Raw genomic sequence first — 25535 nt, forward strand, 5'->3', positions numbered from 1 at the left:
CACCGTCAGTGGTCGACAAAGGCCGGATCGTGGGGTTCGTTGGCTCCGGACAAAAGGTGGGGGTTACACCGGGTACGGGGTGATGCCGGTCACTGAGGCAGGGACGCACGGCTCACATGACGGTCCCGGAGCCGAACTGTAGGAATGCGCCAACAGTGTTGCCCGCGTATGAAGAGCCGTCTCGCCCGTCGGTCGCCGTCTGGGCAGCGGCGGTCCGCTTTGCTAGCTTCGAGCGCATGGTCGCCCAGTCCCGGAACTTCTCGTCGCGTCGCCATGTCGACCTGCGGCGCGTGGGCGCGGCCGCCTGTCGCCGTCCGGGGTGAGTCGACCCGCTGTGGCCCCGGTGGCCCCGGTAGCTCCGGTAGCTCCGGTCACGACTCGCCCGCATCAGACGGCGCAGTGTCGGACCGGCTCCCGAGGAAGTTCCCCATGCCCCGTACCGCGGCACCCACCCTTTCGTCCCCGATCCTCCGGGTCGCCGACCGCGACCGGCGCCGGACCAGCGCCAGCGTCATCCTGCGGACCGTGCTGGAGCACGGGCCGGTCGCGCGCAGCACCATCGCCCGGCTGACCGGGCTGTCACCGGCCTCGGTGACCGACCACTGTGCCCGCCTGACCCGGCTGGGGCTCATCCGCGAGGCCGCCGCGCCCCGGCAGTCGGGCGGCGTCGGGCGTCCGCACGTGCCCGTCGACCTGGACGGCTCACGGTTCGTGGTGGGCGGCGTGCATGTGGCGGTGCCGCACACCACGGTGGCGCTGCTCGATCTGCGCGGACGGGTCGTCGCCGAGCGGGAGTTGAAGCACTCGGGGGCCATCGATCCGTATGACGTCCTGACGCGGGCAGCCGACGGGCTGGCCGAGCTGCTGGACGCGGCGCCGGGCAGCCGGCCGCTCGGTGTCGGCTTCGCGGCGGGCGGCTGGGTGGACCGGGACTCCGGGACCGTCGTCGCCCATCCGCTGCTGGGCTGGCGCGAGGTGCCGGTGCGGGAGGTGCTCGGCGCGCACACCGGGCTGCCGGTCCATGTGGACGGGCACGCGCGGGCGTTGGTGAACGCGGAGCGGCTGTTCGGGCGGGCCCGCGACTGCCGGAGCGTGCTGCATTTGTTCGTCGGCAACGTGGTCGACGCGGCGTTCGCCACCCACGACGAGGTGCACCACGGCCCCCGCTCCCAGTCCGGCGCCATCGCCCATCTGCCGGTGCCGGGCGGCACGGAGAGCTGCGACTGCGGTCTCGTCGGCTGCCTTCAGGTCGAGCTGAGCGAGCGGACGTTGTGCCGCCGGGCGCGGGCGGCGGGGGTCATCGACGGGACGAACCCGAGGCATGTCGTGCGCGCGGCGGCGGACGGCGATCCGGTGGCCGTACGGCTGCTGACCGAGCGGGCGCGGATGACCGGCCGGGCGGTGGGGCTGCTGCTCGACGTGCTCAACCCGGAGACGGTCGTCGTGACCGAGCTGGGCGTGCTGAGCCGGGAGGACTGCCGCGCCGTGCTGCGAGGCGCGGTTGGCAGCGAGCGGGCGGCCGCCGTCGTGCCGACGAGTTTCGCCGATTCCGTGCTTGCGGTGGCCGGTGGTTCGGTGGCTCTGGACGTGCTGTACCGGGATCCGTTGGGCGCGTCACCTGACGCTATTTAATTCAGAAACTCGGAATGTTGACAAGGGACACCGATGGCCAGGAACCTACTGCTCATGAGCCTGTTCGTGAGCTGTCGCACCTTCTGTTGCTGACCCGCCGCCGCGTGTGAAGCGCTCATTTCTCCCTGCCTGAATTCCCTTTCCCCGGCTTCTTACGGCCCGGAATTCCGCATGCCTTCTTCTCTTTCGTTCTCTTTCGAACTCACGGAGTCCTCCCATGCCTTCATCCCCCGTGCCCGGTGTCGACCGACGGCTCTTCCTCACCTCCCTGCTCGGTGCCGCGGCCGGCGTAGCCGGACTCAGCGGCTGCGCCGACGGCAGCGCGGCCGCCGCGGCCAAGGGCGCCTCGACCGCCCCGCTGGCCAAGAACGTGCCCGCCGGTACGAGCCTGAAGATCGCCTCCTTCCAGAACGTCCAGCAACTCCAGTTCAGACTGGCCAAGTTGGGCGATCCACCGTTCAAGGTCAGCAACTGGCTGAACATCGGCGCCGGGCCCGATGTCATCAACGCCTTCCGCGCCGGCTCCCTGGACCTCGCCAACAACGCGGGCATCCCGCCGATCCAGTCGCACTACCAGGGCTTCGACGCGAAGATCGTCGCGATCAACATCACCCGCAAGCCGAACTACCTCTTCGCCACCAAGCCCGGCAGCGACATCCGCTCGGTCGCGGACTTCAAGGGCAGGCGGCTCGCCTTCTCACAGGGCCAGGCGCAGGGCGTCGTACTGCTGCGGGCGCTGAAGAAGGCCGGCCTGAAGTACGACGAGGTGGAGCTGGTCCCGCTGACCAGCAACCAGTTCCTCACCGCCCTCCAGTCCGGCCAGGTCGACATCGCCCCGCTCGGCAACAGCCAGGCGCCCGCCTATCTGAAGCAGTACGAGGCCAAGGGAGCCCGAACCATCACGACCGACGTCGTCGACCTGCTCAACCTGCTGTGGGCGCCCGTCTCCGTGCTGAACGACTCCGCGAAGGCCGCCGCGATCGCCGCGTACATCCCGTACTGGGCCAAGGGCCAGGTGTGGACCTACGAGAACCCGGACGTCTGGAACCGGGAGTTCTACGTCAAGACCCAGAACCTGACCCTCGCGCAGGCCGAGGCGATCACGCGGCTCGCCAACAAGCCGCTGTTCCCGCCGAGTTGGGCCGAGGCCATCGCCTGGGAGCAGGAGACCGCCGACCTGCTCGCGGAGGGCGGCTTCGTGAAGAAGTTCGACGTCAGCGAGCTCTTCGACCACCGCTTCGAGGGCATCGCCGCGAAGTCCGTGGCGGCCGGGTACCGGAAGTGACCGCCATGACCACGACCACCCTGGACAAGGCCACCGCCGTCGCCGCCGACGAGCGGCCCCGCAAACGCCGCCGCGGGCTCGCCCCCGGCAGACGCCTGCCCGCCGCCCGGCTCACCGGCCCCCTGCTGGTGCTCGCCCTCTGGGCCGCCGCATCGGCCGCGGAAACGCTCGACCCCGCCGCCGTACCCGCACCCTGGACGGTGGTGGAGACCGGTGCCCATCTGTGGACCGACGGGACGCTGATCACCGACATCCTCACCTCGCTCCAGCGGGCCGCGTCCGGCTTCGCGATCGGTCTGACCGCCGGTGTCGTGCTGGCCCTGGCCGCCGGGCTCACCCGCACCGGAGAGGCGCTGATCGACGGCACGGTCAACCTCAACCGGGCGATTCCGACCCTCGGTCTGATCCCGCTGTTCATCCTGTGGCTGGGCATCGGCGAGACCTTCAAGATCGCGATCATCGCCATCGTCGTCTACATCCCGATCTACCTCAACACGCATGCCGCGCTGTCCGGCATCGACACCCGGTTCGTCGAACTCGCCGAGGTGCAGGGCCTGTCGAAGCCACGCTTCGTCCGGGAGATCGTCATCCCCGGCGCGCTCCCCGGGTTCTTCGTGGGACTCCGGCTCGGCGTGACCGGCTCCTGGCTTGGCCTGGTGGTCCTGGAGCAGATCAACGCCACCAGCGGCCTCGGCTACATGATGTTCCAGGCCACGAACTACGGCCAGTCGGACGTCATCCTCGTCGGCCTGGTCGTCTACGGCCTCTTCGGCCTCGCCTCGGACAGCACGGTCCGCCTCATCGAACGGAGGGTGCTGTCGTGGCGCCGCACACTGAGCAGCTGACCCGCCCCGCCGTCCAGCTCCGCTCTCTCACCCGCTCGTTCGACGGACGTGTCGTTCTCGACGGCATCGACCTGGACATCCCCGCGGGCCAGTTCGTGGCCCTGCTGGGGCACAGCGGCTCCGGCAAGAGCACCCTGCTGCGAGCGGTCGCCGGCCTCGACCACGAAGGCACCGGCAGCGGGCAGCTCACCGCCCCGGACCGGGTCTCGGTGGTCTTCCAGGACTCCCGGCTGCTGCCCTGGCGGCGCGTTCTCGCCAACGTCCTGCTGGGGCTCGACGGCAAGGACGCGGAGCACCAGGGCCGTGAGGCCCTGGCCGAGGTCGGGCTGAAAGGCCGCGAGCGCGCCTGGCCCAACGAGCTGTCCGGCGGCGAGCAGCAGCGCGCCGCGCTGGCCCGCTCCCTCGTCCGCGAGCCCGAACTGCTACTGGCCGACGAGCCGTTCGGGGCGCTGGACGCGCTCACCCGGATCAAGATGCACGCCCTGCTCAGGGAGCTGTGGGTACGGCACCGGCCGTCGGTACTGCTCGTCACCCACGACGTCGACGAGGCGATCGTGCTGGCCGACCGGGTGCTCGTGCTCGACCAGGGCCGCATCGGCCTCGACCTGACCATCGACCGACCCCATCCGCGCTCGTACCGCGACCCGCTCCTCGGCGCATACCGCGAGCGGCTGTTGGCCGCGCTGGGCGTAACGGAGGCCCACTCATGACCAGACAGCTCCATCTCAACGCCTTCCTCATGAACACCGGCCACCACGAGGCCTCCTGGCGGCTCCCCGAGAGCGACGCCCACGCCCATGTCGAACTCGCCCACTACGTCAACCTGGCCCGCGTCGCCGAGCGCGGCACCTTCGACTCCCTCTTCCTCGCCGACGGCCCTCAGCTGTGGAACAACCTCGCCCAGCGGCCCGCCGGAGCCCTGGAGCCGCTCACGCTGCTCACCGCGCTCGCGACGGCCACCGAGCACATCGGCCTGATCGCCACCGCGTCGACCTCCTACAACTCCCCCTACAACCTGGCCCGCAGGTTCGCCTCGCTCGACATCCTCAGCGGAGGCCGGGCGGGCTGGAACATCGTCACCACCGCCGGTGCCGAGACCGCCCGGAACTTCGGGCTGGACGCCGAGCCGGCGCACGCCGAGCGGTACGCCCGCGCCGCCGAGTTCCTGGACGTCGCCCTGAAGCTCTGGGACAGCTGGGAGGACGACGCGATCGTCGCCGACAAGGCGGCCGGGGTGTGGGGCGACGACGCCAAGATCCATCCGCCCCGGCACCGGGGGACGTACTTCAGTGTCGAGGGCGCACTCAACGTCCCGCGGACCCCGCAGGGTTACCCGCTGCTCGTGCAGGCCGGGTCCAGCGAGGACGGCAAGCGCTTCGCCGCCCGGTACGCGGAGGCGGTGTTCACCGCGCAGCAGACCATCGAGGACGCTCGGGCCTTCTACGCCGACCTCAAGGCACGTACCGCTCAAGCGGGCCGCGATCCCGACCACATCAAGGTGCTGCCCGGCATCGTCCCGGTGATCGGCTCGACCGAGGCGGAGGCGCTCGCCCTGGAGCAGAGGCTGGAGGACCACATCGTGTACGCGCACGGTGTGGGCCGGCTGGAGCAGCTGCTGCAACTGGAGCCCGGAGCACTGGAGTTGGATGCCACGCTCCCCGACGGCCTGCCGTCGGAGGACGCCGTCGAGGGCGCCAAGAGCCGCTACACCCTCGTCGTCGAACTGGCCCGGCGCGAGCGGCTCACCGTACGGCAGCTCATCGGCCGGCTCGGTGGCGGCCGCGGTCACCTCACCTTCGCCGGTACGCCCGAGCAGGTCGCCGACGCCATCGAGACCTGGTTCACGCGGGGCGCCGCCGACGGCTTCAACATCATGCCGCCCGTTCTCCCCTCCGGCCTCGACGCCTTCGTCGACCACGTCGTCCCGATCCTGCGCGCCCGCGGCCTGCTGCGCACCGAATACGGCCCGCGCCGGACCCTGCGCGAGCGCTACGGCCTCCCGCGCCCCGCCAACCAGTACACCGTCCGGGAAAACGCCCTCGTCTGAAAGGACCCGCCCATGTCCGGCATCGAAATCCACAAGGTCACCGGCAACATCGGCGCCCGTGTCGTCGGCGTCGACGTCTCCGGGCCCCTCGGCTCCGACGCCGTCGCCGCTCTCCGCGAGGCGCTCAACGTCCACAAGGCGCTCGTCTTCGACGACGTCCACCTCGACGACGAGACCCAGCAGGCCTTCGTCCGCCACTTCGGCGACGTCACCACCGCCCACCCGACGGTCTCCTCCGTCGACGGCGTCCCGAACGTCCTGCCCGTCGACAGCGAGCGCGGCCGGGCCGCCAACCACTGGCACACCGACGTCACCTTCGTCCTCAACCCGCCGCAGGCCACCACCCTGCGCAGCGTCACGATCCCGCCGTACGGCGGCGAGACCCTGATCGCGAGCTCGGCGGCCGCCTACCGGCAGCTGCCCGAGCCGCTGCGGAAGCTGGCCGACACGCTGTGGGCGGAGCACACCAACGACTACGACTACGCCGTACCGGACGAGGAGGTCGACGACCAGCAGGCCGCCCAGCGCGCCCAGTTCACCTCGATCAAGTACCGCACGGTCCACCCGGTCGTCCGCGTCCATCCGCTGACCGGTGAACGCGGTCTGTTCATCGGCGGGTTCGCCCAGCGGATCGTGGGCCTGTCCCCGGGTGAGTCCCGCAAGATCCTGGACCTGCTCCAGGCGTATGTCACCCGGCCGGAGAACATCCTTCGCCACCGCTGGTCCGAGAACCAGCTGGTCGTCTTCGACAACCGCATCACCCAGCACTACGCCATCGACAACTACGACGGCCTGCCGCGCCGGCTGCACCGAGTGACCGTCGCGGGTGATGTGCCGGTCGGTATCGAGGGCAAGGCCAGTTACTCGATCGAGGGGGACGCGTCCCACTACACACCCGTCGCCGCGTAGCGGTCGGATCACACAGGGTGCGGCAAGTGTCCGCATAGTGGGCAGCCTCTCCTTCCGAACGGAGAGGCTGCCCAGACTGTGGGCGTTTTTTGCCCTCTCACGCATTGGACGAGCCGCGCCCATGCAGAACAGCACCACCGAGACGCCCCCGACAGCGGACGACGTCTCCCTCTCCCACGGTCTCAAGCAGCGCCACCTGTCGATGATCGCCCTCGGTGGTGTCATCGGCGCGGGCCTGTTCGTCGGGTCCGGAGCCGGTATCGCCGCCGCCGGCCCCTCGATCGTCATCGCCTACGTCGTCTCCGGCCTCCTCGTGATGCTGGTGATGCGGATGCTCGGCGAAATGTCGGCCGCCTACCCCTCCTCCGGTTCCTTCTCCGCGCACGCCGAGCGGGCGATCGGCCCCTGGGCCGGCTTCACGGCCGGCTGGTCGTTCTGGGTGCTGCTCTGCACGGCCGTCGGCCTGGAGGGCATCGGCGCCGCGAAGATCGTCACGACTTGGCTTCCGCACACTCCCGAGTGGGCTTGGGTGGCCCTCTTCATGGTCGTCTTCTGCGGCGCGAACCTGGCCGCCGTGAAGAATTTCGGCGAGTTCGAGTTCTGGTTCGCCGCGCTGAAGGTCGGCGCGATCGCGCTGTTCCTGGTCCTGGGCGGCCTGGCCATCGCCGGCGTCCTGCCGGGCACGGACGCCCCGGGCACCGCGAACCTCACCGGCGAGGGCGGCTTCCTCCCCAATGGCACCGAGGGACTGATCATCGGCCTACTGGCCTCGGTCTTCGCCTACGGCGGCATGGAGACGGTCACCATCGCGGCGGCCGAGTCGGAGAACCCGGTCAGCGGCGTGGCGAGCGCGGTCCGCACGGCCATGTGGCGCATCGCCCTCTTCTACATCGGCTCGATGGCGGTCGTCGTCACGCTCGTGCCCTGGGACTCCAAGGAGGTCGTGGAGAAGGGCCCGTACGTCGCGACCCTCGACCACCTGGACATCCCCGGCGCCGGCCAGCTGATGAACGTGGTGGTCCTGGTCGCCCTGCTGAGCGCCATGAACGCCAACATCTACGGCTCCTCGCGCATCGCGTACTCGCTCGTCCAGCGCGGACAGGGCCCGAAGGCGCTGGGCCGCGTGTCGGGCGGCGTCCCGCGGATCGCCGTCCTCGCCTCCTCCGTCTTCGGCTTCGTCTGCGTCGTCCTGAGCTACTGGCGGCCCGACGACGTCTTCCCCTGGCTGCTCAACATGATCGGCGCGGTCATCCTGGTCGTCTGGATCTTCATCGCCGTCTCCCAGCTGCGTCTGCGCGGCCGCCTGGAGCGCGAGGCACCGGAGAAGCTGGTCGTGCGGATGTGGGCGTTCCCGGTGCTGACGTGGGTGGCGCTGGCCGGCATGGTGGCGATCTTCGTCCTCATGGCACGCGAGCCTGACACCCGGGTGCAGCTGTACTCGACGGGCGGGATGACGGTGTTCCTGGCTGTCGTCGGCTACGCCTGGCAGAAGACCCGCGCCGAGAGCTGACGCCCGCCGCAGCCCTCCCGCGCCGCCCGACGGCACGAAAGCCCCCGCGTGATCCACCGGGGGCTTTTTGCTGTTAGCTTGTTGTTGCAAGCTACTTGCAATAAGAGCTCTGAGGGGACCTTCCATGCCCGTCTACACACTCCCGGAACTGCCGTACGACTACTCCGCGCTCGCACCCGTGATCAGCCCCGAGATCATCGAGCTGCACCACGACAAGCACCACGCGGCCTATGTGAAGGGCGCCAACGACACGTTGGAGCAGCTGGCCGAGGCGCGGGACAAGGAGTCGTGGGGGTCGGTCAACGGCCTGGAGAAGAACCTGGCGTTCCACCTCTCCGGGCACATCCTGCACAGCATCTACTGGCACAACATGACCGGCGAAGGCGGCGGCGAGCCGCTGGAGGAGGACGGCGTGGGCGAGCTGGCCGCTGCCATCGCCGAGTCCTTCGGGTCCTTCGCCCGCTTCAAGGCGCAGCTGTCCAAGGCCGCCGCGACCACCCAGGGTTCGGGCTGGGGTGTGCTGGCGTACGAGCCGCTGAGCGGGCGGCTGATCGTCGAGCAGGTCTACGACCACCAGGGCAATGTCGGCCAGGGCGCCACGCCCATCCTCGTGTTCGACGCCTGGGAGCACGCCTTCTACCTGCAGTACAGGAACCAGAAGGTCGACTTCATCGAGGCGATGTGGCAGGTCGTCAACTGGCAGGACGTGGCCCGGCGTTACACGGCCGCCAAGTCCCGCACGGACGTCCTGCTGCTCGCCCCCTGACGGCGAACGGCCGTACCGGTCGTCCTGCCTCGTGATCGTCTTCTCACCTTTCACGAACGGCAGGCGCGATGAAGGAAGCCCCCGCGAGGACGTGACTCGCGGGGGCTTCCCCTTGCCGGGAGGGCGTCAGGGCTTGCGGCCCACCCCGCCGTGCTGCCCGATCGGACGGGGCTCCTCGCCGGAGGCCTCGGGGTGCCACAGCGGGACGGAGACGATACCCGGCTCCACCAGCTCCAGGCCCTCGAAGAACGCCTCGATCTTGTCGACCGGGCGCAGGAAGTACGGCACGGCGCCGGTCTCGTTGTAGGCGTCCTGCGCGTTCTCGTAGTCCGGATCGGTGCCCCGCGAGCCGTCGTTGACGCAGAGGTAGCTGCCCGAGGGGAGCCCGGCGAGGAGGCCGCGGACGAGGTCGCGGGCCTGGTCGTAGTCGGCGACATGACCGAGGATGCCGCTGAGGATCAGGGCCGTGGGGCGGGAGAGGTCGAGGGTGCGGGAGGCCGCCTCCAGGATCTTCTCCGGCTCGTACAGGCTCAGGTCCTCGTACGCCGTCACGCCCTCCGAAGTCGAGGTCAACAGGGCGCGGGCGTGGGCCAGGACCAGCGGGTCGTTGTCGACGTAGACGATCTTCGACTCGGGGGCGTGGCGCTGGGCGACCTCATGGGTGTTGTCGACGGTCGGCAGCCCGGTGCCGACGTCGAGGAACTGGCGGACGCCCGCCTCCGTCACCAGGTACCGGATGCTGCGGCCCAGGAAGGCGCGGCTGCTGCGCGCGATGGTGACGATGCCGGGGAAGACGGCGGTGTACGCGTCGCCGGCCGCCTCGTCCACGGGGTAGTTGTCCTTGCCGCCCAGCCAGTAGTTCCAGATCCTGGCCGAGTGCGGTACCGAGGTGTCGATCTCCGTCATGCGCCCATGGTGCTACGGCTGGTCGGCCCCGCAGGGCACATTGAGGGAGAGAAGTGCGGCGGATCCGTCGGTTTTTACGAGGAGTTCGCTGATCGCCGCGTTGCGCAACCGGGGGAACACTCTGCGGTACTCCCCGGCCGGGATCGACAGCAGCGTGCACAGCACCAGACGGAAGAGGGTGTTGTGGGCGACGACGAGGACGCGCCCGCCGGGGTGGGCGGCGGCGATCCGGCGCAGGGCGGCCGCGCCGCGCCCGGCGGCCGCGGCAGGGTCCTCCGCGTTCGGGAACGGGTGGGCCACCGGGTCCGTGCGGAACGCCTCCGCGGCCCTGGGGTCCTCGGCCGCGAACTCCGCGAGCGTGCGGCCCTCCAGCACGCCGAAGTCGCATTCGCGCAGGTCGGGTTCGCGCCGCGGGGTGAGTCCGAGGGCCCGGCAGGCGGGGTCGGCGGTGGCGACGGCGCGGGAGAGCGGCGAGGTCCAGACCGCGTCCACCGGGTGGGCGGCGGCCCAGCGGCCGAGGGCCTCGGCCTGGGCGCGGCCGGTGTCGGTGAGAGCCACGTCGCTGACCCCGGCGTAGCGGTTCTCGGCGTGCCAGATCGTCTGTCCGTGCCGCGCCAGCAGCAGCGTCGTACCGGTGCTCGTGCTCATGACTGCGCAGTATCCCCGTCCAGCCGGGCGTGCGCGTGCGCCGCGACCGGGGGCGGGAGCCAGCCCCGGGTCGTCAGCTCGTCGACCAGGCGGGCGTAGGGCTCGGCGAAGCGGGCGGTGCGGCCGGGGCGGGGTTCGACACTCGTGCGGACGCTGACCATGGCCTCCGCGACCTCCGCCAGCCCCGGCGTCGCGCCCGTGCCGTACGCCGCCAACGCGGCCATCCCCAGGGCCGGTTCCGTCTGCCGCGGTACCCGCGCCGGGCGGCCCAGGACATCGGCGCGCAGTTGGTTCCAGTACGGGCTGCGGGCGGCGCCGCCCGTGAAGGTGAGGGGGCCGTCGAGGGGGGCGCCGAGGTGGTGCAGATAGTCCAGGCACAGGCGTTCCGCGAAGGCGACGCCCTGGAGCAGCGAGGCCCACAGATCGGCGTCCGACTCCGGTTCGCCCAGCACGAGCGCGGTGGCGTCCGGGGCGAGGAACGGGAAGCGCTCGCCGGGTGAGACGAGGGGGTATGTGATCGCGCCGGACGGCTCGTACCCGGCGGCCAGCGCGTCCATCGCCGCCGGATCGGCGCCCGCGAACGCCGCCGTCAGCACGCCCGCGCCCACACTGGAGGCCCCGCCGGGCAGCCAACTCCCGTCCGGCGCACGGTGGTTGTAGACCACGCCGGTCGGGTCCCGGACCGGGGTCGGTGACGCGCCCTTGAGGACCAGCGTGGTGCCGAGCACCGAGTTCCAGGAGCCGGGGCGCAGGGCGGCGGAGGCGATCTGGGCCGCGCAGCCGTCGGTCATCCCGGCGATGACGGGGGTGCCGACGGGGATGCCGGTGGCGTCGGCGGCGTTCGCGGAGATCTCGCCGAGCGGGGTTCCGGGGCGTACGACGTCCGGGATCGCCGTGTCGGACAGGCCGAGCCGGGGCAGCATGGCCGGCCAGGCGTCCCGCTCCAGGTCGTAGCCGGTCTTCAGGGCGTGGCTCGAGTCGGCCGGGGTCGGCTCGCCGGTGAGGAGGGAGACGATCAGGTCCGGCTGATGGGTGATCCGTCCGTGACCGTAGGCCTCCGTCAGCCACAACGCCTTGGGCAGCGCCCAGGTGTCCTGCACGCCGATCCCCGCCATCCGCGCCCGCGCCCCCTGCACCGTCGCGCGCCCGTCGTCGTACATCAGCGCGGGGCTCGTCGGCCGCCCCGCCCCGTCCGTCAGCAGCACGGTCCCGGACGTCCCGCACACCGCGAGCCCGCCGACCCGTACGCCCCCGGAGGAACCGAGCGCGGCACGGGACGCCGCGCACAGCGCCTCCCACCACTCCCCCGGATCCTGCTCGTGCCGCACCCCGTCCCGCCGCCCGCCGAGCGGGGCCGAGCCGCTGCCGAGGACGGTGCCGTCCCCGGTGACCAGCAGGACCCGGACACTCTGGGTGCCCAGGTCGATCCCGAGCCAGGCGTCATGCTCATCCGCTGCCATCCGGACCTCCCGCACATCTGGATCCGTTAACTTCACACTCTGCCCTGAGATTTTCCTCTGCGCGAGGGATTGACGCCCAACTTCCCCCGTTCCACCCTCTGTTAACGAGTCGACTCGCCGTGTTAACCCGAGCACCCGGATGGCCCAACCCCACGTGGAGGTCACGGATGGACACGCACGCGCACGACCGCCGACGCTTCCTGGCCCTGAGCGCCGCCCTGGCCGCCACGCCGCTCCTGACCGCCTGCGGTGCCGGGTTCGGCGGTGACGACAGCAAGAGCGACGGCTCGGCGGCGGACGACGTCACCGGCTCCTTCGACTGGAAGCGCGAGAAGGGCACGACCGTCAAGGCGCTGCTCAACAAGCACCCGTACACGGACGCGCTCATCGCCGACCTGAAGTCGTTCACCGAGAAGACCGGCATCAAGGTCGAGTACGACGTCTTCCCGGAGGACAACTACTTCGACAAGCTCACCGTCGACCTGTCCAGCGGACGCGCCTCGTACGACGTCTTCATGCTCGGCGCGTACATGGTCTGGCAGTACGGGCCGCCGGGCTGGCTGGAGGACCTCGGCCCCTGGATGCGCAACTCCTCGGCCACCGGCGCCGAATGGGACCAGGCCGACTTCTTCCCCAACCTCCTCCAGGCCGACCAGTGGTCCCTGAAGGCGGGCGCACCGCTCGGACAGGGCGGCCAGTACGCCCTGCCGTGGGGCTGGGAGACCAACGTCGTCGCCTACAACACGGACGTCTTCAAGAAGCTCGGCCTCAAGCCCGCCGAGACCTTCGACGAGCTGCGCGAGACCGCCGGGGTCATCAAGCGGAAGGCGCCGGGCGCCGGCTTCGACGGCATGTACGGGATCGCCGTGCGCGGTTCCAGGAGCTGGGCCACCATCCACCCCGGCTTCATGACCATGTACGCCCGCAACGGGCTCAAGGACTTCACAGTCGAGGGCGGGAAGCTCACACCCGCCATGAACACCCCGGAGGCCGTCGCCTTCACCGAGGACTGGGCCGGCATGGTCAAGCAGGGCGGGCCGCCGTCCTGGACCTCGTACACCTGGTACCAGTGCTCCAGCGACCTCGGCGCTAAGAAGGCCGGGATGCTGTTCGACGCCGATACGGCCGCCTACTTCCAGGCGGTCGAGGGCGCCGGCCCCGCCTCCGGGAAGATCGCCTTCCACCCCGGGCCCAAGGGACCGGACGGCTCACTCGCCACCAACATGTGGATCTGGTCGCTCGGCATGAACGCCAAGAGCAGGAAGAAGAGCGCCAGTTGGCTGTTCCTGCAGTGGGCGACCGGCAAGGAGCACCTGCGCAGGAGCGCGATCACCCACAACCACATCGATCCGGTCAGGAAGTCGGTCGCCGACGACAGCGCCTACAAGGACAAGATGCGGCACCTGCCCGGCTTCATCGAGACCTTCGAGACCGTCGTCGACCAGACGAAGATCCAGTTCACCCCGCAGGCCCAGTTCTTCGACGCGACCACCAGCTGGGCCGCCGCCCTCCAGGAGATCTACGGCGGCAAGGGCGCCGAATCGGTGCTCGACAGGCTGGCGGGCGACCTCGCCGACAAGGTGGACTGAGGCGATGGGATGGCGGCTCGCCCTTCGCCCATACGTCCTGATCGTCCCCGCCCTGCTGCTGACCTGCGGGATCCTCTACCCCTTCGGACTCGGCCTCTACTACACGCTGTTCGACTTCTCGGCGAGCAAACCGCAGCCGGACATGGTGCGGTTCGAGAACTACCAGACCGTCTTCACACAGGAGGCCTTCTGGAACTCGGCGTGGGTGACGGTGCTGTACGCGGTGGGGGCGGCCGCCGTGGAGACGGTGCTGGGCGTGGCCGTGGCGCTGCTGCTGCACCGGTCGACGATCCTCGGGCGGGTGCTGGAGAAGATCCTCATCCTGCCGCTGATGATCGCGCCGGTGATCGCGGCGATCATCTGGAAGCTGATGCTCCAGCCGTCGGTCGGGGTGATCAACCACCTGCTGAAACCCTTCGGGCTGGGCGGAGTCCAGTGGACGGACACCCCTACCGGCGCCCTGCTGTCGTCGATCGCCGTGGACGTCTGGGTCTACACCCCGTTCGTGGCGATCCTCGCCCTCGCCGGGCTGCGTTCGCTGCCCACCTCCCCCTTCGAGGCGGCGGCCGTGGACGGCGCGGGCTGGTGGTACACCTTCCGGCGGCTGACGCTGCCGATGCTGTGGCCGTATGTGCTGGTCGCGGTGATCTTCCGGTTCATGGACTCGCTGAAGGTGTTCGACATCATCTACGCCCTGACGGAGGGCGGCCCCGGTGACTCGACCGTCGTCCTCCAGATCCGGGCGTATCTGGAGGCGATCCGCTTCCAGCGGTACTCGTTCGGCATCAGCTACACGATCGTGGTGTGGGCCGTCGTGTATCTCGCCGCGATGGTGCTGGTGAAGCACCTGGGGAAGATCCAGCGGAAGGCGGCCGAGGCGAAATGACCATGAGGAAACGCCTGTTGGGGTGGCTGGCCGACGCCGCCCTCGTGCTCTACTTCGTCTTCGCGCTGTTCCCGATCGCCTGGATGGTGATCCTGTCCCTGAAGCCCGCGAACCAGCTCTTCTCCACCTACTTCTCCTTCTCCCCCACCCTCGACGGCTACCGCACGGTCCTCGGCGACAGCGAGGGGATCCCGTTCGTGCGGTTCTTCGTCAACAGCCTGGTGGTGTCGGTCGGAGCGGTCGTGCTGTCGCTCCTGGTCGGACTGCCGGCCGCGTACGCCTCGGCGCGCTGGCGGTTCAAGGGCTCCGAGAACCTGATGTTCACGCTGCTGTCGTTCCGGTTCGCGCCCGAACTCACCGTGATCATCCCGCTGTTCGTGCTGTACCAGAAGCTCGGTCTGTTCGACACCTACGTCGGCATGGTGTGGGTGCTGCAACTGGTCACGCTCCCGCTGATCGTGTGGATCATGCGGTCCTACTTCGCCGACCTCACACCCGAGCTGGAGCAGGCGGCGCTGCTGGACGGATACACCCGCAAGCAGGCGTTCGTGAAGGTGGCTCTCCCGCTGGTCAAGCCGGGGGTCGCGGCGGTGTCCCTGCTCGCCTTCATCTTCGCCTGGAACAACTTCGTCTTCCCGCTGATCCTCACCTCCAACGAGGCCCAGACCGTGACCGTCGGCGCCCTGTCCTTCCTCGGCGGGGACCGCCCCAAGTACAACCTCACGGCCGCCGCCGCGCTCGTCTCCGTCGTACCGCCCCTGCTGCTGGCCCTCACCATCCAGCGGTATCTGGTGCGCGGGCTGTCGTTCGGGGCGGTGAAGTCATGATCCGGCTCCGAGGTGTCCGGAAGACATACGGCAAGGTCACCGCGCTCGACGGGCTGGAACTGGACGTGCGGGAAGGTGAGTTCTTCTGCCTGCTCGGCCCGTCGGGCGCCGGGAAGACCACGACCTTGAAGACCGTCGCCGGGCTGGAACTCCCCGACGCCGGCACGGTCGAACTCGACGGCAAGGACATGGACGGTGTCGAGCCCTACGACCGTGGCGTGGCGATGTGCTTCGAGAGCTACGCCCTCTACCCGCACAAGTCGGCCTACGACAATCTCGCCTCGCCGCTCCGCTCCCCACGCCACCGCCTCCCCGCCGCGCAGGCCCGGGAGCGGATCGGCGAGGTGGCCGAACTCCTCGGAATATCGGCGCTGTTGGACCGGCCGGTCGGCCGGCTGTCCAACGGCCAGCGCCAGCGTGTCGCCCTCGGCCGCGTCCTGGTCCGCCCCGCCCGTGCCTTCCTCCTCGACGAGCCCCTGTCTCATCTGGACGCCAAGCTGCGCCAGCGGATGCGGGCGGAACTGAAGGCGATCGGGGCCGTGAAGCGCACCACCACGCTCTACGTCACCCACGACTCCGTCGAGGCGCTCGCGCTCGGCGACCGGATCGGGGTCATCCGGGACGGACGGATCGTGCAGACGGGGACCCGGGAGGAGATCTGGTACCAGCCCTACGACACCGAGGTCGCGCGGGCCTTCGGGCGCCCGCGGATCAACCTGCTGCCGGGGGCCGTCACGACCGACGGCGGTTTCCGCTCGGCGGACGGCAAGGTCGAGCTGCCGCTCGGCGCCAAGGCCCCCGTCGGGACGGAGGTGCTGATCGGGGTCCGGCCACGCGATCTCACCCTCGGCGAAGGGTCCGGGCACGAGCTCACCGGCACGGTCTACGTCACCGAGGTGCTCGGCCGGTCCGTGGAGGTCACGGTCCGGCTCGGCGAGCGGCATCTGTCGCTGGTCGCCCCGCGCGGCGAGGCGGCCGGTCTTCGTCCCGACGATCCGGTACGACTGTCGGTCCGGCCTGAGAACCTGCTGCTGTTCGAGGCCGACCGGCCGGAGCGTCCAGGACGAAGGATCGCGCGATGAACAACGCACAGCAGGGCCCCGCCGCCCGTCAGGCCGCCATGGCCGAGCAGGTCCTCGCCGACGGGTCGGCCACGGCCGCCGAGCTGGCGGAGCGGTTCGGGGTGAGCCTGATGACCATCCACCGGGACCTGGACGAGCTCGAACGGCAGGGCATCGTAAGGAAGTTCAGGGGCGGCGTGACCGCGCAGCCCTCCGGGGTCTTCGAGTCCAATGTCCAGTACCGGCTGAAGACCATGCGCACCGAGAAGACAGCCCTCGCCGACCACGCGCTGAAGCTGATCGAGCCCGGCATGGCGATCATGCTGGACGACTCCACCACCACCCTGGAGATAGCCCGGGGGCTGCGGCTGGGCGAGATCACGCCGCTCACGATCGTCACCAACTTCCTGGAGGCGATCAATCTCCTCTCCGACCAGCGCGGCATCCACCTCATGGCCCTCGGCGGCGACTACGACCCGCTGCACTCGTCCTTCCTCGGCGTGTCCTGCGTGGAGGCGATCGAGCAGCTGCGCGTGGACGTCTGCTTCGCGTCGACGTCGGCGGTGCGCGGGGGTTACGCCTATCACCAGGAGCAGCACATCGTGTCGGTGAAGCGGGCCATGCTCGACGCGGCCGCCCGCAACATCCTGCTGATCGACCACACCAAGCTCGCCCGGGTCGCCCTGCACCGGGTGGTCCCCCTGTCCCGCTTCGACCTGCTCCTCGTGGACGACGGGGCGTCGGCGGAGGCGCTGCGGGACCTGGACGAGCACAAGGTCCGTTATGAGGTATGCGCGACGAAGGGCAGCGATGACCGAGCTGGAGCTACGTGAACTGCGCAAGACCTACCGTGCGCGGGGCCGCCCGGCGGTGGACGCCGTACGCGGCATCGACCTGAACCTGCGCTCCGGCGAGCTGCTCGGCCTCCTGGGCCCGTCGGGCTGCGGAAAGTCCACCACCCTCCGCATGATCGCCGGGCTGGAGACGGTGACCGGCGGGGACATCCTGGTGGGCGGGGCGTCGGTGATCGACCGACCGGCGCAGCAGCGCAACATCGGGGTCGCGTTCGAGAACTACGCGCTGTATCCGCCGCTGACGGTGGCGGAGAACCTCGCCTTCGGGCTGCGAGCGCGCAAGAGGGCTCAGCGCGGTGACACCGACCGCAAGGTCAAGGAGATCGCCGAGCGCGTCGATCTCACCGCCATCCTCCACGCCCACCCCGCGGGCCTGTCCAGCGGCCAGAAGCAGCGCGTGTCCCTGGCCCGCGCCCTGATCCGCGAACCGGACGTCCTGCTCCTCGACGAGCCCCTCTCCCACCTGGACGCCGCCCAGCGCGACACGACACGACGCGAACTCAAGCGCATCCAGCGGGACTTGGGCCACACCACCATCCTGGTCACCCATGACCAGGAGGAGGCCCTCTCCCTGGCCGACCGGATCGCCGTGATGAAGGACGGCGTGATCCAGCAGCTCGGCACCCCGTACGAGATCTACGACAGCCCCGCCAACCTCTTCGTCGCGGACTTCGTCGGCGAACCGGCCATCAACCTGCTCCCCGGCGTGGCGACGGACGACGCCCACGCCCGCCTCTCCGACACCGTGCGGATCGCGCTGCCGGCGCCGGTGGCGGCGGGCCGGGAGGTGGTGGTCGGTATCCGCCCGGAGGACCTGACCCTGACGGGCGACAACGGCCTCGGCGCCCGGGTGGTGGCCCACGAGCCCCTCCTGGAGTCGGGCATCGCGACGCTCGCGCTCGACGGTGTCGAACACCCCCTCGTCGCCCTCACCGACCCCGAGGTCCGTCTCGCCCACGACGACCGTGTGCACGTGACCGCCGACCCTCACCTCACCCATGTCTTCGACGCCGAGACAGGAGACTCCCTGCGATGACCAACGGGAACCGTGTGCGCGTGGTGGCCGCCGGCGACCACTTCGTCCTGCCGTCGCTCATCCGGGAGGCGCTCGACCGTGAACTCGCCTGCGACATCGGTGAACTGACCCTCGGCTGGCCGCTGGAACCCTTCGGTCCGGTGGCCGAGGTGACGGAGGCGAGCGACGCGGAGGACGAGCTGATCGACGCGCTCGCGGGCGCGCAGGTGCTGGTCACCCAGATGGGCCCGGTGACGGAACGCGTCCTCGACGCCTGCCCGGATCTGCGGCTGGTGGTCGTCTGCCGGGGCGGCCCGGTGAACGTCAACCTGGACGCGGCCAAGCGGAGGGACGTGCGGGTGTGCTTCGCCCCCGGCCGCAACGCCGCCGCCACGGCCGAGTTCACGGTCGGACTGATGCTGGCGGCCCTGCGCCGGATCCCCCAGTCCCATGACCTCCTCGCCCGGCTGAGCAGTTGGGAGGGGGCCACCTACTACACCTACGAGCACAGCGGTATGGAGCTGGAGGACCTGCCGGTCGGGCTGGTCGGCTACGGGGCGGTGGGCAGCAGGGTCGCGCGCGCGCTCTGCGCCTTCGGAGCGCGGGTGATGGTGTACGACCCGTACGTCCACGGTGAGATCCACGGCCTGCGGGTCGCCGCACTCGACGACCTGCTCCGGCAGTCCCGGGTGATCACCCTGCACGCCCGTCTCACCCCCGAGACGCGCGGCCTGATCGGCACCCGCGAACTGGCCCTGCTGCCGGAGGGCGCTGTGGTGGTGAACGTGGCCCGCGGCCCCCTGCTGGACGAGGAGGCGCTGTGCGACGCGCTGGCGAGCGGGCACCTGTCGGCGGCGGCGCTCGACACCTACGCACGGGAGCCGCTGCCACCGGACTCGCGACTGCGTGCCCTTGCCGACCGCGTCGTACTGACCCCCCATCTGGGAGGAGCGTCCCGCGCGGTCGCGGAGAAGGCGGCGCGGATCGCGGCCGCGGAAGTGGGGCGCTGGGCGCGTGGGGAGCACTTGGCGCACTGTCTGACCTGAGCCGGGAGGCGTTATGTACGTCGGTATCGATGTGGGCACGTCCACGGTCAAGGCGGCGGCCTTCGACGGCTCCGGCCATGAACTGGCCGTCGCCGCCCGCCCGGTGGCGCTCGCCCTGCACGGCGGGGTCGTCGAGCAGGACATGGAGGAGGTGTACGGGGCGGTCGTCGCCGTCCTCGACGAGGTCACGGAACACGCTCCCGAACCGGTCGAGCTGGCCGGGCTCACCGGACAGGGCGACGGGGTGTGGCTGGTGGACGCCGAGGGGCGTCCGGTGCGGGCGGCGGCCTCCTGGATGGACGGGCGGGCACATGAACTGGTCGACCGCTGGCTGGCGGACGGCACGTTCGAAACGGTGTTCCGGCGGACCGGGAGTGCGATGTTCCCGGGCTGTCCGGGGCCGCTGCTGGCGTGGCTGGACAGCCATGAGCCGAAGGCGCTGGATGCCGCCAGGGCCGCCCTGTACTGCAAGGACATGGTGTTCCAGCGGCTGACGGGGGCGGGGCCGACGACGGATGTGTCGGACGCCTCGATGCCCTTCCTCGACCCGCGTACCCGGACGTACGACAACCGGGTCGTGGAGCTGCTCGGCCTCACCCACCGGCGCGGCCTCCTCGCCCCCGTCAGCGACCCGGTCGCGACCGCCCTCACACGCGGCGAGGGGCTCCCGGCCGGGACGAGGATCGCGAACGGGCCCTACGATCTGCCGGCCTGCGCCCTGGGCGCGGGCGTGACCTCCCCCGGCGACGGGCTGCTCATCGTCGGCACCTGTCTGGCCAGCCTCGTCGCGACCACCGACCTCGACCTGACCGGCGAACCGGCCGGCCTGTACATCAACACCGACCGCCCCGACCACTGGCTGCGCGCGATGCCGGCGATGGTCGGTACGGCGGCGTTGGACTGGGTGCTGTCGACGACGGGCGTCCGGCACGACGAGGTCGACGGGCTGCTGGCCGAGACCCCGCCGGGGGCGCACGGAGTGCGGGTGCTGCCGTACTTCGCGCCCTCGGGTGAGCGCGCGCCCTTCGTCGAGCCCCGGCTGCGCGCCGAACTGACCGGTGTCTCCCTGGAGTCGACCCGTGCCGATCTGGTCCGGGCGACCTGCGAGGGCATCGGCTACGCCGCCCGGCACTGCCTTCAGGCGGCGGGGCTCAGCGGGACGCTGGCCGTGTGCGGTGGCGGTACGCGCAGCCCGGCCTGGATGCGGCTGCTCGCGGACGTCCTCGGGCGCCCGCTCAGGGTTGTCGAGGGCGAGGTGGGCGCGCGGGGGGCCGTGCTGGCGGCGGCGGAGCGGTACGGGGTGGCGCTGGACGCCGAGGCGTGGACACGGCCGACGGCGGTCGTCGAGCCGGACGGGGCGCGGGCGGCGTACTACACGCGGGCGTACGAGGACCACCTGGCCCGACTGACCGAGGCGCGCGACCGGGCACGACGCGCCTGAAGAGCCGTATGAGGAAAGGGAGTCGCATGCATCCGAGACGTAGATCCCTGCTGCTCGCGGCCGCCGGCACCACGGCGGCCGCGGCCGTACCCACGCCGGCGACCGCCGGCCCCCGCCCTCCGACGCGGCCGGTCGTCATCGGTCACCGCGGCGCGGCCGGCTGGCGCCCCGAACACACGGCGGCCTCCTACACCTACGCCGTGCAGACCGGAGCCGACTGGATCGAACCGGACCTCGTCCCGACGAAGGACCACGTCCTGGTCGTCCGGCACGAGAACGAGATCTCGCAGACGACGAACGTGGCCGCGCACCCGGAGTTCGCGGACCGCCGTACGACGAAGACGGTGGACGGGCGGGCGGTGACCGGCTGGTTCACCGAGGACTTCACGCTGGCGGAGCTGAGGACGCTGCGGGCGGTGGAGCGGCTGCCGCTGGTCCGCAACCGCAACACGGTGTTCGACGGCCGCGACCAGGTCCTCACCTTCCAAGAGGTCGTCGACCTGGCGCGCGGGCTGTCGAAGGCGTACGGCCGGACGATCGCCGTCTTCCCGGAGACCAAGCATCCGACGTACTTCCGGGCCCTGGGCCTGCCCCTGGAGCCGGAGCTGGCGCGGGCGATCCGGCGGAACCGGCTGGGCCCGCGCGAGTGTGTCGTGCAGTCCTTCGAGCCGACGAGCCTGAAGCGGATCGCGGCGCAGCGGCTGGGGGTGCCGCTGTGGCAGGCGCTGGGGACCACGGGTGGGCCGTACGACCTGGTCTCGGCCGGTGATCCGACGACGTACCGGGACATGATGACCCCGGCGGGGCTGGCGCGGATCGCCGGGTACGCGCAGTGGATCGGGCCGGACAAGTCGTCGGTGCTCGGCACGTCCCTCGTCGCGGACGCGCATGCGGCGGGGCTGCGGGTGGGGCCGTACACCTTCCGGGCGGAGAACCAGTTCCTGCCGGCGGACCTGCGGCGCGGTACCGGAGCGAACGATTTCGGGGACGCGTTCGCCGAGTACGCGCTGTACTACGGGCTGGGGGTCGACGCGGTGGTGAGCGACTTCCCGGATCTGGCGGTGATGGCTAGGAGGGGCTGATGTTTTTCCGGGACAAGCATTGCCGGACGTGTGGTGGCAGCCGCCCGCAGGTGTTCAGGCCGCTCACCCGCGAGGAGCTGGCCGCGATCAAGGCGGATCGTGGAGATCTGTGGCGCTGCACCGCCGAGGGCTGCCCTTGGTACCAGCCCTGGTACAAACAGAGCGACGGCGGCCTGCTCCCGGAGGAGCTGAAGATCCAGGCCGCCGTCACAGAGGCGAAGTGACCCCTACAGGTTGCTGAAGTCCGGGCCCTTGGTGCGCGTCCGCTTGATCTCGTAGAAGCCCGGCACGGAGGCCACGGCGAGGGTGCCGTCCCACAGCTTCGCGGCGTCCTCGCCCTTGGGGGCCGGGGTGACGACCGGGCCGAAGAAGGCGATCTGCTCGCCGTCGGCGCCGGGGACGGCGATGACCGGGGTGCCGACCTCCTGGCCGACCTTGTCGATGCCCTCCTTGTGGGAGGCGCGCAGCTGGGGCTCGTAGGGGGTGCCGTCCCAGTGGTCCATGAGGGAGTCGGGCAGGCCGACCTCCTTCACGGCGGCGGCGACCGCATCCTTGGACGGGCCCTCGCCCTGGTTGTGGATGCGGGTGCCGAGCGCGGTGTAGAGGTCGCCGAGGACCTCGGCGCCGTGCTCCTCCTGCGCGGCGATGACGACCCGGACCGGGCCCCACGCCTTGGTCTCCAGCAGCTCGCGGTACTGCTCGGGCAGCTCGTCGAGCTTGTCCTCGTTGAGGACGGCCAGGCTCATCAGATGCCAGCGCACCTCGATGTCGCGGACCTTCTCCACCTCCAGCACCCAGCGCGAGGTCATCCAGGCCCAGGGGCACAGCGGGTCGAACCAGAAGTCGACGGGGGTCTTGTCCGACATGTCTCTCCTCATGAGGCAAGCAGGTCTCAGCTGAACCTCTCGGGGAACACCGCTGCTCGCCCGGCCATTCCCCCGTGCCGCGCGGCGGGGGCGCATGGCAGGATCGGGCTGTCCGCATACTGAACACACCCAGGGAGTGCCACCCGTGCCCGGTGAGAATCTGTCCCGCGACGAGGCCCGGGAGCGGGCCGCCCTGCTGTCCGTCGACGGGTACGACGTGTTCCTCGACGTGCGTTCCGCCCTCGGCGACGAGGGCCGGGAAGAGGGGGCGCCGCGCACCTTCCGCTCGGTCACCACGATCCGTTTCCGCTGCGCCGAACCCGGCGCCACGAGCTTCGCGGATCTGATCGCGCCGAGCGTGACGGCCGTCTCCCTCAACGGCAAGGACCTGGATCCCAGCGAGGTCTTCGACGGCTCGCGGATCACCCTGGAGGACCTGGCCGCGGACAACGAGCTCGTCGTCGACGCCCGGTGCGCCTACTCCCGCACGGGTGAGGGCCTGCACCGCTTCGTCGACCCCGAGGACGGCGAGGTCTACCTCTACACGCAGTACGAGCCGGCCGACTCCCGCCGGGTCTTCGCGAACTTCGAGCAGCCGGACCTCAAGGCGCCGTTCCGCTTCGAGGTGCGGGCGCCCGAGGGATGGACGGTGTGGAGCAACGGGGCCGGTGAACTGGCCGACGGGATCTGGAAGTTCGCGGAGACCAAGCCGATCTCGACGTACATCACCTGTGTCGTGGCGGGTCCGTACCACTACGTCACGGACTCGTACTCCCGTACCTTCGCCGACGGCACGACACTCGACATCCCCCTCGGCGCCATGTGCCGCAAGGGCCTCGCGCCCTACTTCGACGCCGACGACATCTTCCTGGTCACCAAGCAGGGCCTGGACTTCTTCCACGACCACTTCGACTACCCGTACCCCTTCGGGAAGTACGACCAGGCGTTCGTGCCCGAGTACAACCTCGGCGCGATGGAGAACCCGGGGATGGTGACCTTCCGCGAGGAGTACATCTTCCGCGGCAAGGTGACGCGGGCGTCGTACGAGGGCCGGGCCAACGTCGTCCTGCACGAGATGGCGCACATGTGGTTCGGCGACCTGGTCACCATGGTGTGGTGGGACGACCTGTGGCTGAAGGAGTCCTTCGCGGACTTCATGGGCACGTTCGCGAACGTCGGCGCGACCCGCTTCAAGGACGCCTGGATCACCTTCGCCAACCGCCGCAAGGCGTGGGCCTACCGGGCCGACCAGCTGCCCTCCACGCACCCGATCACGGCGGACATCCGCGACCTCCAGGACGCCAAGCTCAACTTCGACGGCATCACCTACGCCAAGGGCGCCTCCGTCCTGAAGCAGCTGGTGGCGTACGTCGGCCAGGACGCGTTCCTGGAGGGTGCGCGGCGCTACTTCAAGCGGCACGCGTACGGCAACACGCGCCTGGGCGATCTGCTGTCCGTGCTGGAGGAGACCAGTGGCCGGGACATGGGCGCGTGGGCGCGGTCCTGGCTGCAGACGGCGGGCGTGAACTCGCTGACCCCGCAGGTGCTGCTGGACGGCGAGGGCCGGGTGAGCGAGCTGGCGGTGCTCCAGGAGGCCGCCGAGTCGCACCCGGAGCTGCGGCCGCACCGGATCGGCGTCGGGCTGTACCGGCGGGGCGCCGACGGGGCCCTGGAGCGGTACGCGCGCACCGAGGTGGACGTCGACGGGCCCCGGACGGTGGTGACGGAGCTGGCGGGTGCCGAGGCGCCGGAGCTGGTGCTGGTCAACGACGACGACCTGACGTTCTGCAAGACCCGCTTCGACGAGACGTCGCTGGCGACGCTGCGTGCCGCGCTCGGCGACATGACCGACCCGCTGGCCCGCGCCCTGTGCTGGTCGGCGCTATGGAACATGACGCGGGACGCGCTGCTGCCGGCCCGTGACTTCGTGGACCTGGTGCTGCGGTTCGCGGGGCGCGAGTCCGACATCGGCGTGCTCCAGATGCTGCACGCGTGGGCGAACTCCTCTCTGGTCCACTACGCGGCACCGCGGTGGCGACCGCAGGGCCGGCGCCTGGTGGCCGAGGGCGCGCTGCGGGAGCTGCGGGCCGCCGAGCCGGGCAGCGAGCACCAGCTGGCGTGGGCGCGCTTCTTCGCGTCGGCGGCGACCGGCGAGCAGGACTTCCAGCTGCTGCGCGGTCTGCTGGAAGGCACCGAGACGATCACGGGACTTGCGGTCGACCAGGAACTGCGCTGGGCGTTCCTGGAGCCGCTGGCCGCACACGGGGCGGCCGACGAGTCGCTGCTGGCGGCCGAACTGGCCCGTGACGACACCGCCTCGGGCAAGCGCCACCAGGTCCGCTGCCTCGCCGCGCGGCCGTCGGAGGCGGTGAAGGCGCAGGCGTGGGCGCAGGTCGTGGAGTCGGACGCGCTGTCGAACGCGCTGGTCGAGGCGACGATCGGGGGCTGGGGTCAGCCGTCGCAGCGGGAGCTGCTCGCGCCGTACGCCGACAAGTACTTCGCGGCCATCGAGCGGGTGTGGGCCGAACGGTCCATCCAGATCGGCATGGACGTGGTCCGCGGGCTGTTCCCGGGACTCCAGCAGTCGCAGGCCACGCTGGACGCGACGGACGCGTGGCTGGCGGCGCACGAGGACGCGGCTCCGGCGCTGCGGCGGCTGGTGCTGGAGGCGCGGGACGATCTGGCGCGGGGGCTGCGGGGCCAGGCGTGTGACGCGGCGGCGTCAACCGACTAAGACCTTTGGCCAACGGTCTCGGCCCTGCGTGACCGTTACGGAATTCAGGCAATAGCAGCCGTAACCCCTGGTCCCACCCGATCGGACCAGGGGTTTTCGGTGCCTACTCGGCACCCGAACACCCGT

23 protein-coding genes are annotated in these 25535 nt (G+C 70.6%); 19 read left to right on the plus strand and 4 right to left on the minus strand.

What is annotated here, in order from left to right; translation table 11 throughout:
* Window positions 1-429 precede the first annotated feature (429 nt).
* The 8 genes from ACZ7NC_RS21115 to ACZ7NC_RS21150 all read left to right on the plus strand — a co-directional run bounded on the left by ACZ7NC_RS21115 (window position 430) and on the right by ACZ7NC_RS21150 (window position 8994).
* On the plus strand, window positions 430-1632 hold the full coding sequence (locus tag ACZ7NC_RS21115) for an ROK family protein (protein WP_471490291.1): 1203 nt from the start codon (window positions 430-432) through the stop codon (window positions 1630-1632).
* A gap of 217 nt (window positions 1633-1849) precedes the next feature.
* Complete coding sequence (locus ACZ7NC_RS21120) at window positions 1850-2917, plus strand: ABC transporter substrate-binding protein (protein ID WP_471490293.1); 1068 nt, start codon at window positions 1850-1852, stop codon at window positions 2915-2917.
* A 5-nt stretch (window positions 2918-2922) separates the two neighbouring features.
* A complete protein-coding gene (locus tag ACZ7NC_RS21125; RefSeq protein ID WP_471490294.1) occupies window positions 2923-3762 on the plus strand; it encodes an ABC transporter permease in 840 nt (279 codons plus the stop codon).
* Entirely contained in the window at window positions 3738-4472 is a 735-nt protein-coding gene (locus ACZ7NC_RS21130; RefSeq protein WP_471490295.1) for an ABC transporter ATP-binding protein, read from the plus strand. Before ACZ7NC_RS21125 ends, ACZ7NC_RS21130 begins: the two co-directional genes overlap by 25 nt.
* The gene (locus ACZ7NC_RS21135) at window positions 4469-5809 is read left to right on the plus strand and encodes an LLM class flavin-dependent oxidoreductase (protein ID WP_471490297.1); all 1341 of its coding nucleotides are present in this window, start codon (window positions 4469-4471) and stop codon (window positions 5807-5809) included. The genes ACZ7NC_RS21130 and ACZ7NC_RS21135 overlap by 4 nt, the downstream gene beginning before the upstream one ends.
* A gap of 12 nt (window positions 5810-5821) precedes the next feature.
* On the plus strand, window positions 5822-6718 hold the full coding sequence (locus ACZ7NC_RS21140; protein WP_471490298.1) for a TauD/TfdA dioxygenase family protein: 897 nt from the start codon (window positions 5822-5824) through the stop codon (window positions 6716-6718).
* A gap of 121 nt (window positions 6719-6839) precedes the next feature.
* Entirely contained in the window at window positions 6840-8228 is a 1389-nt protein-coding gene (locus ACZ7NC_RS21145) for an amino acid permease (protein WP_471490300.1), read from the plus strand.
* A 124-nt stretch (window positions 8229-8352) separates the two neighbouring features.
* Window positions 8353-8994, plus strand: a complete 642-nt coding sequence (locus ACZ7NC_RS21150) for a superoxide dismutase (RefSeq protein ID WP_471490301.1) — start codon at window positions 8353-8355, stop codon at window positions 8992-8994.
* 126 nt (window positions 8995-9120) lie between these two features.
* On the opposite strand, the gene ACZ7NC_RS21155 is transcribed toward ACZ7NC_RS21150, so the two are convergent.
* From ACZ7NC_RS21155 to ACZ7NC_RS21165, 3 genes are read right to left on the minus strand one after another with little or no spacing between them, the layout of a single operon-like run.
* A complete protein-coding gene (locus ACZ7NC_RS21155) occupies window positions 9121-9900 on the minus strand; it encodes an SAM-dependent methyltransferase (protein ID WP_471490302.1) in 780 nt (259 codons plus the stop codon).
* Between the two features lie 12 nt (window positions 9901-9912).
* Window positions 9913-10548, minus strand: coding sequence for a histidine phosphatase family protein (locus tag ACZ7NC_RS21160; RefSeq protein WP_471490304.1), 636 nt, complete (start codon window positions 10546-10548; stop codon window positions 9913-9915).
* Window positions 10545-12008: an FGGY-family carbohydrate kinase gene (locus tag ACZ7NC_RS21165; protein ID WP_471490305.1), complete on the minus strand. Its 1464-nt coding sequence runs from the start codon at window positions 12006-12008 to the stop codon at window positions 10545-10547. The genes ACZ7NC_RS21160 and ACZ7NC_RS21165 overlap by 4 nt, the downstream gene beginning before the upstream one ends.
* A gap of 167 nt (window positions 12009-12175) precedes the next feature.
* Between ACZ7NC_RS21165 and ACZ7NC_RS21170 the strand changes: the two genes are divergently transcribed.
* From ACZ7NC_RS21170 to ACZ7NC_RS21215, 10 genes are read left to right on the plus strand one after another with little or no spacing between them, the layout of a single operon-like run.
* Window positions 12176-13597 carry an ABC transporter substrate-binding protein gene (locus tag ACZ7NC_RS21170; protein ID WP_471490307.1) on the plus strand — a complete coding sequence of 474 codons (1422 nt, stop codon included), beginning with the start codon at window positions 12176-12178 and terminating at the stop codon, window positions 13595-13597.
* A gap of 4 nt (window positions 13598-13601) precedes the next feature.
* Window positions 13602-14483, plus strand: coding sequence for a carbohydrate ABC transporter permease (locus tag ACZ7NC_RS21175; RefSeq protein WP_471490309.1), 882 nt, complete (start codon window positions 13602-13604; stop codon window positions 14481-14483).
* Between the two features lie 2 nt (window positions 14484-14485).
* Window positions 14486-15310, plus strand: coding sequence for a carbohydrate ABC transporter permease (locus ACZ7NC_RS21180; RefSeq protein ID WP_471490311.1), 825 nt, complete (start codon window positions 14486-14488; stop codon window positions 15308-15310).
* On the plus strand, window positions 15307-16392 hold the full coding sequence (locus ACZ7NC_RS21185; RefSeq protein WP_471490313.1) for an ABC transporter ATP-binding protein: 1086 nt from the start codon (window positions 15307-15309) through the stop codon (window positions 16390-16392). Before ACZ7NC_RS21180 ends, ACZ7NC_RS21185 begins: the two co-directional genes overlap by 4 nt.
* A complete protein-coding gene (locus ACZ7NC_RS21190) occupies window positions 16389-17204 on the plus strand; it encodes a DeoR/GlpR family DNA-binding transcription regulator (RefSeq protein WP_471490314.1) in 816 nt (271 codons plus the stop codon). The genes ACZ7NC_RS21185 and ACZ7NC_RS21190 overlap by 4 nt, the downstream gene beginning before the upstream one ends.
* Complete coding sequence (locus ACZ7NC_RS21195) at window positions 17182-18261, plus strand: ABC transporter ATP-binding protein (RefSeq protein WP_471490315.1); 1080 nt, start codon at window positions 17182-17184, stop codon at window positions 18259-18261. Before ACZ7NC_RS21190 ends, ACZ7NC_RS21195 begins: the two co-directional genes overlap by 23 nt.
* On the plus strand, window positions 18258-19286 hold the full coding sequence (locus ACZ7NC_RS21200) for a 2-hydroxyacid dehydrogenase (protein WP_471490317.1): 1029 nt from the start codon (window positions 18258-18260) through the stop codon (window positions 19284-19286). Before ACZ7NC_RS21195 ends, ACZ7NC_RS21200 begins: the two co-directional genes overlap by 4 nt.
* Before the next feature lie 13 nt (window positions 19287-19299).
* Window positions 19300-20727 carry an FGGY family carbohydrate kinase gene (locus ACZ7NC_RS21205; protein WP_471490318.1) on the plus strand — a complete coding sequence of 476 codons (1428 nt, stop codon included), beginning with the start codon at window positions 19300-19302 and terminating at the stop codon, window positions 20725-20727.
* Window positions 20728-20753: 26 nt separating this feature from the next.
* Window positions 20754-21809, plus strand: coding sequence for a glycerophosphodiester phosphodiesterase family protein (locus ACZ7NC_RS21210; protein WP_471490320.1), 1056 nt, complete (start codon window positions 20754-20756; stop codon window positions 21807-21809).
* Window positions 21810-21859: 50 nt separating this feature from the next.
* Window positions 21860-22033, plus strand: a complete 174-nt coding sequence (locus tag ACZ7NC_RS21215) for a hypothetical protein (RefSeq protein WP_471490321.1) — start codon at window positions 21860-21862, stop codon at window positions 22031-22033.
* Between the two features lie 3 nt (window positions 22034-22036).
* Here the strand turns inward: ACZ7NC_RS21215 and ACZ7NC_RS21220 are convergent, their stop codons facing one another.
* On the minus strand, window positions 22037-22675 hold the full coding sequence (locus ACZ7NC_RS21220; protein ID WP_471490323.1) for a mycothiol-dependent nitroreductase Rv2466c family protein: 639 nt from the start codon (window positions 22673-22675) through the stop codon (window positions 22037-22039).
* A gap of 145 nt (window positions 22676-22820) precedes the next feature.
* Between ACZ7NC_RS21220 and pepN the strand changes: the two genes are divergently transcribed.
* Entirely contained in the window at window positions 22821-25409 is a 2589-nt protein-coding gene (pepN, locus tag ACZ7NC_RS21225) for an aminopeptidase N (protein WP_471490325.1), read from the plus strand.
* Window positions 25410-25535: the final 126 nt, after the last annotated feature.

Source organism: Streptomyces sp. NPDC111802, assembly GCF_055634335.1.

Bases quoted from the DNA above. Each gene is read 5' to 3' on its own strand.
- ACZ7NC_RS21210 (WP_471490320.1), top strand. From the start codon at position 20,754: ATGCATCCGAGACGTAGATCCCTGCTGCTCGCGGCCGCCGGCACCACG.
- ACZ7NC_RS21195 (WP_471490315.1), top strand. From the start codon at position 17,182: ATGACCGAGCTGGAGCTACGTGAACTGCGCAAGACCTACCGTGCGCGG.
- ACZ7NC_RS21220 (WP_471490323.1), bottom strand. From the start codon at position 22,675: ATGTCGGACAAGACCCCCGTCGACTTCTGGTTCGACCCGCTGTGCCCC.
- ACZ7NC_RS21155 (WP_471490302.1), bottom strand. From the start codon at position 9,900: ATGACGGAGATCGACACCTCGGTACCGCACTCGGCCAGGATCTGGAAC.
- ACZ7NC_RS21180 (WP_471490311.1), top strand. From the start codon at position 14,486: ATGAGGAAACGCCTGTTGGGGTGGCTGGCCGACGCCGCCCTCGTGCTC.
- ACZ7NC_RS21125 (WP_471490294.1), top strand. From the start codon at position 2,923: ATGACCACGACCACCCTGGACAAGGCCACCGCCGTCGCCGCCGACGAG.
- ACZ7NC_RS21170 (WP_471490307.1), top strand. From the start codon at position 12,176: ATGGACACGCACGCGCACGACCGCCGACGCTTCCTGGCCCTGAGCGCC.
- ACZ7NC_RS21120 (WP_471490293.1), top strand. From the start codon at position 1,850: ATGCCTTCATCCCCCGTGCCCGGTGTCGACCGACGGCTCTTCCTCACC.
- ACZ7NC_RS21165 (WP_471490305.1), bottom strand. From the start codon at position 12,008: ATGGCAGCGGATGAGCATGACGCCTGGCTCGGGATCGACCTGGGCACC.
- ACZ7NC_RS21175 (WP_471490309.1), top strand. From the start codon at position 13,602: ATGGGATGGCGGCTCGCCCTTCGCCCATACGTCCTGATCGTCCCCGCC.
- ACZ7NC_RS21145 (WP_471490300.1), top strand. From the start codon at position 6,840: ATGCAGAACAGCACCACCGAGACGCCCCCGACAGCGGACGACGTCTCC.
- ACZ7NC_RS21190 (WP_471490314.1), top strand. From the start codon at position 16,389: ATGAACAACGCACAGCAGGGCCCCGCCGCCCGTCAGGCCGCCATGGCC.
- ACZ7NC_RS21135 (WP_471490297.1), top strand. From the start codon at position 4,469: ATGACCAGACAGCTCCATCTCAACGCCTTCCTCATGAACACCGGCCAC.
- ACZ7NC_RS21205 (WP_471490318.1), top strand. From the start codon at position 19,300: ATGTACGTCGGTATCGATGTGGGCACGTCCACGGTCAAGGCGGCGGCC.
- ACZ7NC_RS21160 (WP_471490304.1), bottom strand. From the start codon at position 10,548: ATGAGCACGAGCACCGGTACGACGCTGCTGCTGGCGCGGCACGGACAG.
- ACZ7NC_RS21200 (WP_471490317.1), top strand. From the start codon at position 18,258: ATGACCAACGGGAACCGTGTGCGCGTGGTGGCCGCCGGCGACCACTTC.
- ACZ7NC_RS21150 (WP_471490301.1), top strand. From the start codon at position 8,353: ATGCCCGTCTACACACTCCCGGAACTGCCGTACGACTACTCCGCGCTC.
- ACZ7NC_RS21140 (WP_471490298.1), top strand. From the start codon at position 5,822: ATGTCCGGCATCGAAATCCACAAGGTCACCGGCAACATCGGCGCCCGT.
- ACZ7NC_RS21115 (WP_471490291.1), top strand. From the start codon at position 430: ATGCCCCGTACCGCGGCACCCACCCTTTCGTCCCCGATCCTCCGGGTC.
- ACZ7NC_RS21185 (WP_471490313.1), top strand. From the start codon at position 15,307: ATGATCCGGCTCCGAGGTGTCCGGAAGACATACGGCAAGGTCACCGCG.